We start from the raw sequence: 14,646 nt of genomic DNA on the forward strand, positions 1-14,646 counted from the left end.
ACACCTCGTCTACTTCCTATTATTTTGTAACCATGGATGAAATAATTTACCGAAAATCGGCATGACTACCCATGATAGCAAGGACACGATACATACAGAAACAAAAAAAGCTGACATAATAGGATTCATATGTTTTATAATAGGTCCTATCACTTTAGGAACTAACATGCTAAGAGGCCATACACCCAGAAGGGTAACGATAGACATTTTCCATTTTGGCGGTGGAACTGGCGTTTTCGGAGTAACAAACCAATAAGCCAAACTGCTTTCAGTTTTGTAAGTTGGATTAGCGGCTTGAAATTGCTCCGCCGTTTTTAACAAATCCCGGCGAACATCTGATTCTTGCCAAGTACGTAGATGCTCATACGTATCAAAGCGAAAAATAACAGTATACTCTCTGGATTCGTTACTTGGGACTATTAGATTTACACCTAAATGTCCTGGGAATTTAGTAGCCGCAGCCTCAATTTCATGTCTCCATGTTTCAAACTGTTTTTCTCTACCTTCTTGAATTTCCCATGTAACAATCGTTGTTACTGGATTGCCGGCATCCATCGTGTTCCCTGTATAAGTCTCTTCGACAGCTACTCCTTCTTGTTTCATATTTTCCTGCTTGGAAGCGCGCCATGCACCATAGTATATGCGTATTCTACACCTTGACCATAAGCACCAGTGTGTTCCTTTACAATCTCCATTACAGCATCATAAGTGTCTTTGTGTGCCCAGTCACGTTGGTATTCAAGTAAAACTTGAATTGCTGTCACTGGAATTGCACCAGCTTGTTCTACACGACGCATAGCAGCGTTATGTGCTGTCAAACTAGTACCACCTGAAGCATCATCAACTGCATATACCTCATAGCCAGCTTTAATTGCTTCAAGCACAGGGAATGCAAGGCAAACTTCAGTCCAAAGTGCTGCAAATATTAATTTCTTTCTACCGGTTGCTTTAACTGCCTCAACAAATTTCGGATCTTCCCAAGAGTTCATTGAACTACGTTCTATAATTTCATGGTTTGGGAATATATCAAGAATTTGTGGCCAAAAATAACCAGAAAAGCTGCGTGTTTCAACTGTAGTAAGAATAGTAGGTACGTTAAAAGTTTTTGCTGATTTAGCAAGTAGCATAACGTTATTAATCAATGTTTGTCTATCAATACTTGCAACTCCAAAAGTCATTTGAGGTTGAAAATCAATTAAAATTAAGGCACTGTTCTCCGGATTTAACAATTCTAAATTACTCATAATAAAACGCTCCTTTTTCAATTGTTTATTGAAAGTAATGTATCTTCTGTCAATTGAAGCTCTACTATACTTTTTAATTTAAATTTAGTGCTGATTTAATCAGCACTAAATTTATACTATCTACTTTAAAAAAGGTGATTTAAAGCTATTTACTTGAGATACATTTATGCATTTTGTTTACTAAGATCTCGCTGAGCTCCTCTATAGCTTCCAATTATATTTTGATAGCCTGGAAGATTGCTAGCAAGCAAATTGCCAAAACCTTCGACATCGTTGCGCCAATCGCGTTGTAATTCGCAAGCTACGCTAAACCAGTTCATAAGTTGCACGCCACTATGTGCCATACGTGTATTGGCAGCATCTGCAACTTGTTTACTGAAAGTTCCTGAAGCATCAGTAACAGCAAATACTTCATAGCCAGCTTTTATAGCGGAAAGTGCAGGGAAAGCAACACAAACGTCCGTAACTACGCCCGCGATGATAAGTTGCTTTTTTCCAGTTTCTTCGATTGCTTTTACAAAATCATCATTATCCCATGCGTTAATTTGTCCAGGTCGAGCTATTTTTGGTGCATGAGGAAAGAGATCAACCAATTCTTGCATTAAAGGTCCGTTAGGCCCGTTTTCAAAACTTGTTGTTAAAATAACTGGTAAATCAAAAAACTTAGCAGTATGAGCAAGAGCTAAAACATTGTTCTTGAATTCATCAACACCATAGTCACGTACTAGTCCGGACATAAGACCAGTTTGATGATCTACTAAAAGCACGACAGCATCGTCTTTGTTAATACGAGAATAGAGATCAGTCATTATGTATTCCTCCTAAAAATTAAGTAATCGAAGAAAGTTTAAATAGTGGAATACTATCATAAGTTTCTTCGTTTATAACTAAGCAGCCCAATAATATTGGTTATAGCAGCATTCATAGAACATGAAGTGCTATACAAATTTATAGTATTTGAAAACTGATTCGTTAATCAATTCTAAATTATCTATAATTCGTATAGGTCGTAACTATAGTTGTTTTCACTATAAAATAGATTGGTTTTACCTATACATCCTATAGATAGAACAATATTGATAGTCACCTATTTTTGTTATTACAATTGAATAGGAGTAATGTTCAGTAATTATTTTATGATGAAAAAGGTATTAGAGGGGGGATTGTTCCAAAAGGAGAAAATGAATGCATTGGAACAATAGAGTTTCATACTTAGAGTTCACAACATAAACGTGCATGAATAGGTTATGACATTCATCCGGATTATTGAAGAAAAGGATACATATTAGAATATTTTTTGGAGGTAGAAGCATGGCTAAAATTACTGTAGGAACCGAAAAGCAAGCACCAATTGAGATATATTATGAGGATCATGGCACAGGAAAACCAGTTGTACTCATTCATGGTTGGCCGTTAAGTGGTCGATCTTGGGAATACCAAGTTCCCGCTCTTGTTGAGGCTGGATACAGAGTTATAACATATGATCGTCGAGGATTTGGACAATCATCTCAGCCGTGGGAAGGGTATGAATATGATACCTTTACTTCTGATTTACATCAACTATTAGAACATTTAGAGCTTCAAAATGTCACACTTGTTGGTTTTTCTATGGGTGGAGGCGAAGTAGCCCGGTATATTAGTACGTATGGAACAGATCGTATTGAAAAGGCTGTTTTTGCTGGAGCAGTACCTCCATATTTATACAAATCAGAGAATCATCCTGAAGGGGCATTAGATGATGCAACAATTGAAGCATTCAAAAGTGGTGTGATAAATGACCGCCTTGCATTTCTTGATGAATTTACTAAGGGATTTTTCGCGGCTGGTAATCGAACAGATTTAGTTAGTGAGCCATTCCGTTTATATAATTGGGATATTGCAGCCAGTGCATCACCTAAAGGAACACTTGATTGTATTACCGCCTTTAGTAAGACAGATTTTAGAAAAGACTTGGAGAAGTTTAATATACCTACTCTTATTATTCACGGTGATTCTGATGCAACTGTACCATATGAATATAGTGGGAAATTAACACATGAAGCAATTCCTAATTCTAAAGTGGCCTTAATAAAGGGTGGTCCACATGGGCTACATGCAACGCATGCTAAAGAATTTAATGAAGCACTCCTATTATTTTTAAATGACTGATTACAACTATATAATTGTTAATTGATAAATTATAAACAAGTAAAAAATAAAGCTTTATAAAAGATGCTCTTGGATAAATCCAGGAGCATCTTTTTAAATGGTGATATTGAGATGTTAGGTTGATAAATCTCCATTAATTTTGGATTGAATACTCTTCTTAACAGTTAAAATATATTGATTAGAGTTTTTTAGATTTCTTAGAAGTATTGTTATATTACTATCAAGATAATATTTTGAATAATCCTCAAAACAAAGAAATATACATTTTTCTGAGGAAGAAATATCTTGTCAGAAAACAATAAAATCTTATTAATTTTTATAATTGGTAGAATTTTTGTGGAAATAATTCTCTTAATATATTAAAATAACATCGTATTATGTCAGATTTTAATTAGGGGAGAGAAATTTTATGTTGAAAAAAATCATTCCAGTTGCTTTAGCATTAAGTACAGTTACTTTTACTAGTGTATTTGCTGCGCCTTCAATCCAAGCAAGTACAGAACAAAACCGCTACATAGATGTACAAATGCTCGGTATTAACGATTTTCATGGGCAACTAGACACTGTAAAAAAAATTAACAATAAAGATGCAGGGGGAATTGAGTACTTAGGGGCTTATTTACGTGATCGTGAAAAACAAAATCCGAATACATTAAAGGTACATGCTGGCGATGTTGTTGGAGCAAGTACTCCTGTTTCAGCATTATTACAAGACGAACCTACGATTGAATTTCTAAATGATTTGAAATTCGATGTTGGAACGATAGGAAATCATGAATTTGATGAAGGTGTTGAAGAAATGAACCGCCTTATTTATGGTGGATACCATGAGAAAACAGGTAATTTTAAAGGAGCAAAATTCCCATATGTTGCTGCAAATTTCTATAATAAATCCACCGGTCGTTTATTTTTACCACCATTCACTATAAAAAAGGTACAAGGAGTTCCTGTTGGCTTTATCGGAGTCGTAACAACGGATGTTCCTAACCTTGTTATGCCTACTATGCTAAAGAATGTAGAAATTACAGATGAAGTTGAAGCTATTAACAAATCCGTAAAGCAATTAAAAAAACTAGGCGTTAAATCTATCGTTGTTCTTGCGCATAACGGAGGTATAACAGATGGGAACGGCGTAACAAATGGTGATATCGTCCGATTAGCAAATGAGACTGATCCAGAAGTCGATGTTATTTTTGGTGGCCATAGCCACACCTATGTAAATGGAACTGTTAATAATAAACTTGTCGTACAAGCAAATTCATATGGTATGGCTTTTGCTGATGTTGATGTAAAGATTGATCGTAAAACACAAGATATTGTTGAGAAAAAAGCAGAAATTGTTACAACTTACCATGAAGGCATGGAGCCTGATAAAAAAATCAAGAAGAAGATGGAGAAATATCAAGCAAAAATCGCACCTCTTGTTAATGAAATTGTAGGTAAGTCTATTGCTCCACTAGATCGTAAACTCAATACGGCTGGTGAATCTACTCTCGGAAATTTAGTTGCTGATGCTCAGCGTGCAACAATGCAATCCCAAATTGCACTTATGAATCCTGGTGGTATTCGTAATGACTTAGATGCTGGTGATATTACATGGGGAGAGATATATGGTATTCAACCATTCGGAAATCAATTAATAAAAGTAAATTTAACAGGTCAAGACATTCGTGATATTTTAAATCAACAATGGCAAAAAGACATAACAAGAATGCTTCAAATTTCAGGGATCCAATACACTTGGGATGCGAACAAGCCTAATGGAGAAAAAGTAACAAGTATTCGCTTAACAAATGGAGAAGAAATTATTCCTTCTAAAACTTACAGCGTCGTTGCGAACGCATTTCTAGCTTCAGGTGGAGATGGATTTGTATCCTTTAAAAACGGTAAAGATGCTGAAACAGGACCAACTGATTTTGAAGCATTAGTAGATTATATAAAAAAATCAAAAGAACCAATTCAGTCTATTATTGATGGAAGAATTCAAAAGATAAATTAGTTTTTTATTAATCTCAAAAACAACTAGATTACCTGTGCGCTATACTCTTTAGTGTGCAGGTAATCTATTTTTTTGATTTGAAATAGTCTAACTGTGGCCAATGGGTATACCGTCTAGATGCAGAGTGCCGAAAAAATGAAGTGAACAAAAAATAACCCCTAAATTAACTCTATGATAAAGAGACTACAAACAATCAAAATTTGGAACTTCATATTAACCATATATTAACTACGTTAATAATACATACTGAAATTGAATACTTTAGATAACATCATCTATAACGAATATCTGTATATTATAATGTTATGCAATGAGGAATTTACAATACAATGAATTGAAGCTTATTTAGTTTTATATTCGTATAAGTGAATTAAGAATTTCTTAAGAACCTATTAAGAAATAAGTGAGTTTTAGGAACTAGAATAAATGTATCTTAACAGTAATAAAAAAATGAATGTTTTAAACGGAAATTGGCAGAGTATGTCAAAAAGCTATAAGTAAATATTTCAGGAGGTTTTTTATGAAAAAGAAAATAATTATTGCAATTGTTGCTTCTGCTATAACAATGACTCATTTTGTAGGAAATACTTATGCAGATTCGAAAACAGAGGTTTCTGTTACAGCTCCCTACAATACAAATCAAATAGCGAAATGGTTAGAAGCACATGCAAAGCCTTTAAAAACAACTAATCCAACTGCATCTCTTAATGATTTGAAACCACTTAAGAATATGGTAGGTTCAGCTTCAATTGTAGGTTTAGGTGAAGCTACGCATGGGGCTCATGAAGTTTTTACAATGAAACACCGCATTGTTAAGTATTTAGTATCTGAAAAGGGCTTTACCAATCTAGTTTTAGAAGAGGGATGGGACAGGGCCTTGGAACTTGATCGATATGTTCTTACTGGTAAGGGAAACCCAAGCCAACATCTAACACCTGTATTTAAGACGAAAGAAATGCTAGATTTACTTGATTGGATTCGGCAATATAATGCTAATCCAAAACATAAATCGAAAGTACGTGTCATCGGGATGGACATTCAATCAGTAAACGAAAATGTTTATAATAATATAATAGAATATATTAAAGCAAACAACTCAAAACTGTTGCCTAGAGTAGAAGAGAAGATAAAAGGGCTTATTCCTGTAACAAAGGATATGAATACTTTTGAAAGCCTTACGAAAGAAGAAAAAGAAAAGTATGTTTTAGATGCTAAACAAATTAGTGCTTTATTAGAGGAAAATAAAAGCTATTTAAATGGGAAATCTAAAGAGTTTGCATGGATAAAGCAAAATGCTCGTATTATTGAACAGTTTACTACAATGTTAGCGACACCTCCTGATAAACCAGCGGATTTTTATTTGAAACATGATATTGCAATGTATGAAAATGCGAAGTGGACTGAAGAACATTTAGGAAAAACCATTGTATGGGGACATAATGGACACGTTTCGAAAACAAATATGCTTTCTTTTATATACCCTAAAGTAGCAGGGCAGCATTTAGCAGAATATTACGGAAAACGGTACGTATCTATTGGAACGTCAGTTTATGAAGGACAATATAATGTCAAGAATAGCGATGGTGAATTTGGCCCCTATGGAACATTAAAATCGGATGATCCAAACAGTTATAACTACATTTTTGGACAGGTCAAAAAAGATCAATTTTTTATTGATTTACGTAAGGCGAATGGCGTGACAAAAACTTGGTTAAACGAACAACATCCAATTTTCGCTGGAATAACTACCGAAGGGCCTGATATACCAAAAACTGTTGATATATCATTAGGTAAAGCATTTGATATACTTGTTCAAATTCAAAAAGTGAGTCCATCTCAAGTACATCAATAAATTTAGAATCATGTGCTTTAATGACAAATTTCATAGTGTTTCATATAACACAATGAAATTTGTTCTATATAGCAAGAAGAATAATCGCATTAGAAAAAATTAGCAGTTTAACCTGTTAAGAGTAAAACGAATCTTCAATATGTAAAGCGCAAAAACACTGAAGCGAAAAGCATCGGTGTTTTTTGCGCTTTCGGGCACAGATGCTACTTCAATCCTATTGTAGAAGTGATTTTGTATGTAAGGAATTTGTAAGGAATAGGTAAGAAAAAAGAGATTTTCATTGTGTAGGATAAAAATATAAGGAGGCATGAAGGGGGGGGCAAGTACGGCCTACATATAAAACAAATAATCAGTAACAAGAGTGTTTTAAGGAAAAGAAGTAATTTCTATGGTTAATATGCATATGGAAAAAGAGTGATTTAGAGATTGTTAGGACACAATGGTGTTTGTGAAAATAATGATTAGTACGATAATTGCAAATTCAGTGTTGACTTTTATCATTGGGAGAGTTGATAGCTGTGTGGTTAGTATATGAAATAGCTATCAACAATCAATACAATTTAAATAGAAGAGAGGAATTCTTTATGAAAACAAGCAGTAAAATTACATGTGCAAGTCTAGCACTTTTAATAGGTGGAAGTTCCCTGTTATACATAACACCAACATCAATTGTAAAAGCAGAATCTACGCAAAATGTATCTAGTTCGTTACAAACAAGTACGAAAAGCGATCGTACTTCCGTTAAGAAAGCAATGCGAGATGAACTGCAACTTGGATACCCGGGAATACTCGCTCAAATTTCTAAGGGGGGTAAAACTTGGAGTTATAGTGCTGGGGTAGCGGATTTGAAAACTAAGAAACCAATGAAAGCAGATTTTCGCTTTCGCATTGGCAGTGTGACGAAAACGTTCATTGCAACAGTTCTACTTCAATTATCTGGAGAGAACCGTTTGAATCTAGACGACTCCATTGAAAAATGGTTACCTGGTGTTATTCAAGGAAACGGATATGATGGTAACCAGATTACGATCCGGCAAATATTGAATCATACAAGTGGTATTGCTGACTATATAAATTCAAAAGACTTTGATATTACGGATATAAAAAAATCATATACGGCTGAAGAATTTGTAAAGATGGGGATTTCACTTCCCCCAGACTTTGCCCCAGGAAAGGGTTGGTCTTATTCAAACACAGGATACGTATTACTGGGGATCCTTATTGAAAAAGTAACTGGCAACAGTTATGCGGAAGAGGTTGAAAATCGGATTATTGAACCGCTTGATTTGTCAAATACATTTCTACCTGGTAATTCAAGCGTGATTCCAGGCACCAAGCATGCCCGTGGCTATTTGCAACTAGACGGAGCGAGTGAGCTAAAAGACGTTACTTATATTAACCCAGGTAGCTCGGATGGAGATATGATTTCTACTGCTGACGACTTAAACAAATTCTTCTCTTACTTACTAGGTGGCAAATTACTGAAGGAACAGCAGTTAAAACAAATGCTTACTACAGTTCCTACAAATAGAGAGGGAACCGGATATGGTCTTGGAATCCTTGAAATTAAGCTTCCGAACGGTGTCTCGGTATGGGGACACAGGGGGGGCGTTCCAGGGTTTTCCACTTTTGCTGGTGGAACACTTGGAGGTAAACATACACTCGCTATCAATTCGAACAGTTTAAACATTAATAACCCGGAAGTTTTTAAAAACATCTTACTTGCTGAATTTAGCAAGTAGGAAAAACGGATAAATTTTGTCATTTGTAATTTCCATCGGAATGGATTACCGCTTGAAAGAGTATAGAGGGATTAAGTATCTAGAAACAATCAAGCCAATTATGAAGAATGGCTAAGTAAAAGGATTTGTTTATACATTGGCCAATTAAAAGAGCAACAGATATAATGAGTGATTAGTATGTATCTAGTATTGCATTTGTATTGGTATCTTCACGGATTGTAAATTTGTATAAGGTGCGAAGTCTAATTTAAGACTTCGCACTTTTGCTGTTTAACAGCTTTTATTACGAAGCTATTAACAATAGAAAAAAGGAGAATATAACTAGTTATGTGGATACTACTGTATGATTGGTGCAACAAATTGTGACTCTAACGTATTTGAAAGGCCTGATAAATTCAACGTTTATCGTCCTGACATTGATATTAAAAAGGCATTTAGTGGTACTGCAAGACATCTTGCTTTTGGATTAAGTATCTATAATTGTGTAGGAGCAGCATTTGCAAAATTAGAAATTGAAATAGATTCAACCATCAAAGATAATATTAGCGGGAAAAAATTGTGGGACATTAAGGATTTTGTGAAGAGGACTTCAAAAATGAAATAACATTGTAATAAGTTATATTTCTATTATTAATTGAAAGTTATTACCCTATAAATTCAGTCATTTATTATATAACTGAGTGCATAAAAAATGAACTGAAATCTAATAAACAACGTAAAAGCTAAAAGATTTTCGCTGTGAGAACATCTCAAAATATTAAATTGATGGTAACTTTGTTGTAGCTCTTTAAACATACCTATATTAAAACCCAAATATCTCAGCATTAAATTGAGAAATTTGGGTTTTTCTAAAGGAATCAATTTTTTAAAAAATTTTTAGAAATTTAAACATAAAGTATTGTATACATGTAAGTATGATTAAAAATGAAAAGTTGTAAATGCTAAATTTAATTAAATACGCCTTACTCTCTTTAACATTGGCCTGAATGAATAGTTTATAGGAGATTACACTGGCTAAAGATGCGATAATTGTTCCAAGCCCTCCAATATTTACTCCTAGTAATAAAGCTTTCCAATCAGAAGTAAAGTTTGATAGAAGAATTGAAGTAGGAAAATTGCTAATCAATTGACTCAAAAATATGGAACTAAAGAAGACTGAAGTATCTCCTCTTAAATTAGCGCGAGCAAATGTCTCCAGTGCATCCGAATGTGAAATGTTTCCGATGAAAATAAAAAAACAGACAAAGGTTATTAGAAGAAAGTAATCGATCTTAAATAGTAAGTTTCTATCTAACGTAAATGCTGCCACCAATGTAACTATTAGCGCAATGTAATAATTAATGACACCAAAAATAGATGCAATGATAGTGATAAGTATTAAAATCCAGACGGTAGCTTTTTTTCGATTTTTCACGGTAATAACAGGTAGTTCTATTTTCAAATCTGTTTTTTGAAGTTTTTGAGTACATATAAATAACAAACTAATTCCAAGTACAGCTAAAAGCAGGATTGAACCTAAAAATGGGATGAGCTTAATTCCATAGTAAGAGTATAGGTATAAATTTTGTGGGTTTCCCATAGGCATCAAGCTACTACCGATGTTTGCCGCAATTGTTTGCAGGATGATTGTATCCATCATGTTCATTTGTGTTTTTTTACTAATGACAAGTGTTATTGGTACAAAAGTGAGGAGAGCGACATCATTTGTTACAAACATGGAGCAAATAAAGCATAACAAAATTAGAATAATAGATATTGACCTGCTGTTATTGCATTTATTTAAAATCGCAACAGCAAGTTTGTCTAATATCTTTAGCTGTTCCAAGGCCTTAATGACCACCATTAGATTAAATAAGCTAATTAACACTTCAAAGTTAATATATTCGATCTTTGGCGAATGTATTAAGCAGCTTACAATTGCTAGTATCAGTGAAATGGTAAGCACTAAATCCTTTTTTAAAAATTCGAATTTCATAAGGAGTCTTTTTTTATTTTGAACGAATACTATTTCTTTCACAATACACCACCTGTAATCTATGTTAGTAAATATACGTTTTTTGGGATAACTCGATATTGCTAGAAAAGAGGATGTCATAAGGTCCTAAATAAGAGTTTTAATAAGAGTTTTGTAATGTTTCATCCTTTCAACAAAATCCTTTTTTTCTTAGTGTCTTTCATGTTGTAAATATGTGCAATATAGACAAATCCAACTAGGGGGATTAATTGAGAAAACAAATGTTTTTTGTATGATACCATAAATAAATTAAATGCTTTATTTTTTTAATATTCTTATAATATTCTATTGATTCTTGATTTCAAATACTTTATATGAACTTCTAAAAGAGAAAAAGTATGCATGTTTTTATGAAGAAAATAGAGGCTTGTCAAAGGATAGGTAGAACAAAATCTGCGACGTTTGGATACTGTATAAAATTCACAAAATCTCACTGTTTTTTCAGATGAAAAATCTTAAAATATTTTTTTGTTTTTATAAAAATCTGTACTTTTTCGTAACATTCTGTACTTTTAATTATAAATTAAAGACAAGCTTCTCTTAGTTAAAGATTGAAAGCGCTTTATAGGTTTTTCGTGAAATTTTTACCTAGCCTATTTTTGAGATTAGTAGTAAGAAAGGAGATATTTCCATGTTCTTAAGAAAATTAACAAAAAACCAGTTAATCACTATTGATTATTATGATTTAAATATAAATCACCGGTAAACGAAACAAACATAATAGTACAACAACATTAGTGGATAAGAATATTAGTTTTGCAGAAGGGGATAGAGCATCGTGTGTATAAACCGTAAGTTTTTAGAAAATTCAGTTTTGAAGTTGCGTGTTGCGATGTTTGTTTAAACAGGCCAATTCTATTCATATAGAAAATTTTTATCCTTGTTGTATTTGAATATGAATGAGGTATTTATGCCAAGGAATATAGGTGATTTTATATAGATTATGATAGATAAATTTTTGGTATGGAGTGATAATATGGAAAGATTTTTTGTAGAGTTAGTCGGATCAACAAATGATTTTTTATGGTCTAAATTGTTAATTATTATGCTTGTTATTTGCGGAATTTATTTTACATTTAAATTGAATTTTGTACAGTTTCGAATGTTAAAAGAGATGGTCCGTGTATTAATGGAGGGGAAAAGTGGTTCTAAAGATCAAATCTCTCCTTTTCAAGCGTTTTGTATTGGTATGGCAGCCCGCGTTGGAACAGGGAATATTACAGGAATTGCGATTGCAATTGCATTAGGTGGTCCTGGAGCTGTATTTTGGATGTGGATTATTTCTATTATTAGCTCGGCCTCCAGTTTTGTCGAAAGCACATTAGCACAGATATATAAAGTAAAAGATAAAACTGGTTTCCGCGGTGGTCCATCCTATTATATGGAAAAAGGGTTGAATAAACGTTGGATGGGAGTATTATTCTCTATTTTAATCACAATTACTTTTGGTCTTGTATTCAATTCAGTACAATCAAATACAGTTACAATTGCTTTTCAAAACTCATTTGGTACAGATCGTCTAACAGTTGGGATAATCATGGCCATTGCTTTCGCTGCGATTATTTTTGGTGGTGTACAACGTATTGCAAAAATGGCTGAATACAAGGTGGTATTTTTAGCGGTATTATACATTGGAGTTGCATTATTTGTTGTAGTTACCAACATATCAAAAATGCCGGAAGTTCTTTCTCTTATTGTTCAAAACGCATTTGGTTTTAAACAAATAGCAGGCGGTTCAATTGGTGCAGCACTTATGAATGGAGTTAAACGTGGTTTATTTTCAAATGAAGCTGGTATGGGAAGTGCACCAAACGTTGCCGCAACAGCAACAACAAGTCATCCGGTGAAACAAGGACTGATTCAAGCATTTGGTGTATTAACGGATACACTGATCATTTGTACTAGCACTGCCTTTATTATTTTGCTGTCTGATGCATATAAACAACCGGGGTTAAATGGTATTGCACTTACACAAGCAGCATTAAGTGAACACATAGGTCCTTGGGCATCGGGTTGTCTTGCTATCTTTGTTTTTTTATTTGGATTTGGTGCGTTAATTGGCAACTATTATTATGGTGAAACAAATATTCGCTTCTTACATACAAGTAAAGTGTGGTTAATGATATACAGAATAAGTGTGTTGGCTATGATTGTATTTGGTTCTGTTGCAAAGATTCAAATTGTATGGGATTTAGCGGACTTATTTATGGGCTTTATGGTTATTATTAATTTAATTGCTATTACCTTACTTTCAAAAGTAGCATTTGCGGCGTTACAAGATTATATAAACCAGAAAAAAGCTGGTAAAGATCCTATTTTTTATAAAGAAAACATTAAAGGGCTTGAAAATATTGAATGTTGGGATAGTTATGAGAAAACTTCAAAAAAGAAAAGTGTGTAATAAGAAGGATATTCAGACTGCAATATGTCTGAATATTTTTCTTGGTTCTAGTGCAAATATTATTGATTATAGTAAAGAAAAAATCATTCTATATAAAGTTAATAGTACGGGGGAATATGATTAAATGATAAAGGATTCTAGCGTTCAAGTTGAGGGTCAAGAAAAAGTTTGCTTAGATCAATGGGTAGCTCATTATCGAACGTATGCAGCTAAGGGACGAAGCGCCAGTTATATTCCTGCTCTGGGGGAAATAAATGTATCGCAGTTAGGTATTTGTATAGTAAAGCCAGATGGAACAATGATAAAATCAGGAGATTGGGAGATCCCTTTCACATTACAAAGTATATCAAAAGTAATCGGTTTTATAGCCGCTTGTTTAAGTCGCGGTATTTCTTATGTATTAGAACGAGTTGACGTAGAGCCAACTGGAGATGCCTTTAATTCAATTATTCGTTTAGAGATACATAAACCAGGAAAACCTTTTAATCCTATGATTAATGCTGGAGCAATTACGATAGCTTCACTTTTGCCAGGGACATCGGTGCAAGAAAAATTAGAATCTCTATACGTATTAATTGAAAAAATGATAGAGAAGCGTCCCGCTATTAATGAAATAGTATTTCAATCAGAATGGGAAACGGCTCATCGTAATAGAGCATTAGCATACTATTTAAAGGAGAATGGTTTTCTAGAATCAGATGTGGAGGAGACACTAGAGGTTTACCTAAAACAATGTTCGATTGAAATAAATACAGAAGATATTGCCTTAATAGGGCTTATACTAGCACATGATGGATATCATCCTATTCGCAAAGAACAAGTGCTCCCTAAAGAAGTAGCTAGGTTAACAAAAGCTTTAATGCTAACTTGTGGAATGTACAATGCTTCTGGAAAATTTGCTGCTTTCATTGGATTACCAGCTAAGAGTGGGGTATCGGGCGGAATTATGACACTTGTTCCCTCAAAATCTAGGAAGGATTTATCGTTCCAAGATGGATGTGGTATTGGTATTTACGGACCAGCCATTGATGAATATGGGAATAGTTTACCAGGAATTATGTTGTTAGAACATATTGCAAAAGAATGGGATTTAAGTATATTTTAAAAAGGAGCACAGATATTTTGCTGTTAGAGCGAGTCCAAAAGTGTTCAGACCTTATATTGTGTCTGAACATTTTTGAGTTATAAAGTATCTTTCTAAAGTAGAAGTGTGTAATGAATACTCACAATCTAGAATGCTTTCGTT

The 14,646-nt window shown here is 33.8% G+C and carries 11 protein-coding genes; 7 read left to right on the forward strand and 4 right to left on the reverse strand.

Translation table 11 applies throughout. The features are described from left to right. Positions 1 to 9: 9 nt before the first annotated feature. The 3 genes from ACTFP3_RS11195 to ycaC form a co-directional block, all read right to left on the reverse strand. Positions 10 to 603, reverse strand: coding sequence for an antibiotic biosynthesis monooxygenase (locus tag ACTFP3_RS11195; protein WP_016122792.1), 594 nt, complete (start codon positions 601 to 603; stop codon positions 10 to 12). Continuing rightward, a complete protein-coding gene (locus ACTFP3_RS11200) occupies positions 600 to 1,244 on the reverse strand; it encodes a hydrolase (RefSeq protein ID WP_000067162.1) in 645 nt (214 codons plus the stop codon). The genes ACTFP3_RS11195 and ACTFP3_RS11200 overlap by 4 nt, the downstream gene beginning before the upstream one ends. 164 nt (positions 1,245 to 1,408) lie before the next feature. Continuing rightward, positions 1,409 to 2,053 carry an isochorismate family cysteine hydrolase YcaC gene (ycaC, locus tag ACTFP3_RS11205; RefSeq protein ID WP_000131214.1) on the reverse strand — a complete coding sequence of 215 codons (645 nt, stop codon included), beginning with the start codon at positions 2,051 to 2,053 and terminating at the stop codon, positions 1,409 to 1,411. Positions 2,054 to 2,555: 502 nt separating this feature from the next. Between ycaC and ACTFP3_RS11210 the strand changes: the two genes are divergently transcribed. From ACTFP3_RS11210 to ACTFP3_RS11230, 5 genes are all read left to right on the forward strand, one after another. After that, complete coding sequence (locus ACTFP3_RS11210) at positions 2,556 to 3,392, forward strand: bromoperoxidase (protein ID WP_440010461.1); 837 nt, start codon at positions 2,556 to 2,558, stop codon at positions 3,390 to 3,392. A 409-nt stretch (positions 3,393 to 3,801) separates the two neighbouring features. Further along, entirely contained in the window at positions 3,802 to 5,391 is a 1,590-nt protein-coding gene (locus ACTFP3_RS11215) for a bifunctional metallophosphatase/5'-nucleotidase (protein WP_016122791.1), read from the forward strand. A gap of 520 nt (positions 5,392 to 5,911) precedes the next feature. Beyond that, on the forward strand, positions 5,912 to 7,243 hold the full coding sequence (locus tag ACTFP3_RS11220; protein ID WP_000726836.1) for an erythromycin esterase family protein: 1,332 nt from the start codon (positions 5,912 to 5,914) through the stop codon (positions 7,241 to 7,243). A 584-nt stretch (positions 7,244 to 7,827) separates the two neighbouring features. Then, a complete protein-coding gene (locus tag ACTFP3_RS11225) occupies positions 7,828 to 8,985 on the forward strand; it encodes a serine hydrolase domain-containing protein (RefSeq protein ID WP_440010464.1) in 1,158 nt (385 codons plus the stop codon). 343 nt (positions 8,986 to 9,328) lie between these two features. Next, positions 9,329 to 9,589 carry a cytochrome P450 gene (locus ACTFP3_RS11230; protein WP_440010467.1) on the forward strand — a complete coding sequence of 87 codons (261 nt, stop codon included), beginning with the start codon at positions 9,329 to 9,331 and terminating at the stop codon, positions 9,587 to 9,589. A 261-nt stretch (positions 9,590 to 9,850) separates the two neighbouring features. On the opposite strand, the gene ACTFP3_RS11235 is transcribed toward ACTFP3_RS11230, so the two are convergent. Then, positions 9,851 to 11,002, reverse strand: a complete 1,152-nt coding sequence (locus ACTFP3_RS11235) for an anion transporter (RefSeq protein ID WP_440010470.1) — start codon at positions 11,000 to 11,002, stop codon at positions 9,851 to 9,853. A 973-nt stretch (positions 11,003 to 11,975) separates the two neighbouring features. Between ACTFP3_RS11235 and ACTFP3_RS11240 the strand changes: the two genes are divergently transcribed. Continuing rightward, positions 11,976 to 13,400, forward strand: a complete 1,425-nt coding sequence (locus tag ACTFP3_RS11240) for an alanine/glycine:cation symporter family protein (protein WP_000439283.1) — start codon at positions 11,976 to 11,978, stop codon at positions 13,398 to 13,400. A gap of 124 nt (positions 13,401 to 13,524) precedes the next feature. Then, positions 13,525 to 14,505 (forward strand): glutaminase GlsA, encoded by a 981-nt coding sequence (glsA, locus tag ACTFP3_RS11245; protein WP_000588656.1) that lies wholly within the window; start codon positions 13,525 to 13,527, stop codon positions 14,503 to 14,505. The last annotated feature ends 141 nt before the right edge of the window (positions 14,506 to 14,646 follow it).

The sequence above is a fragment of the Bacillus cereus group sp. MYBK5-2 genome, assembly GCF_051915685.1.
Classification (GTDB): Bacteria; Bacillota; Bacilli; order Bacillales; family Bacillaceae_G; genus Bacillus_A; species Bacillus_A cereus.

What these genes read in the sequence shown, in the direction of transcription:
- glsA (WP_000588656.1), top strand. Translation starts at nt 13,525, where the DNA reads ATGATAAAGGATTCTAGCGTTCAAGTTGAGGGTCAAGAAAAAGTTTGC.
- ACTFP3_RS11210 (WP_440010461.1), top strand. Translation starts at nt 2,556, where the DNA reads ATGGCTAAAATTACTGTAGGAACCGAAAAGCAAGCACCAATTGAGATA.
- ACTFP3_RS11230 (WP_440010467.1), top strand. Translation starts at nt 9,329, where the DNA reads ATGATTGGTGCAACAAATTGTGACTCTAACGTATTTGAAAGGCCTGAT.
- ACTFP3_RS11220 (WP_000726836.1), top strand. Translation starts at nt 5,912, where the DNA reads ATGAAAAAGAAAATAATTATTGCAATTGTTGCTTCTGCTATAACAATG.
- ycaC (WP_000131214.1), bottom strand. Translation starts at nt 2,053, where the DNA reads ATGACTGATCTCTATTCTCGTATTAACAAAGACGATGCTGTCGTGCTT.
- ACTFP3_RS11215 (WP_016122791.1), top strand. Translation starts at nt 3,802, where the DNA reads ATGTTGAAAAAAATCATTCCAGTTGCTTTAGCATTAAGTACAGTTACT.
- ACTFP3_RS11195 (WP_016122792.1), bottom strand. Translation starts at nt 603, where the DNA reads ATGAAACAAGAAGGAGTAGCTGTCGAAGAGACTTATACAGGGAACACG.
- ACTFP3_RS11225 (WP_440010464.1), top strand. Translation starts at nt 7,828, where the DNA reads ATGAAAACAAGCAGTAAAATTACATGTGCAAGTCTAGCACTTTTAATA.
- ACTFP3_RS11200 (WP_000067162.1), bottom strand. Translation starts at nt 1,244, where the DNA reads ATGAGTAATTTAGAATTGTTAAATCCGGAGAACAGTGCCTTAATTTTA.
- ACTFP3_RS11240 (WP_000439283.1), top strand. Translation starts at nt 11,976, where the DNA reads ATGGAAAGATTTTTTGTAGAGTTAGTCGGATCAACAAATGATTTTTTA.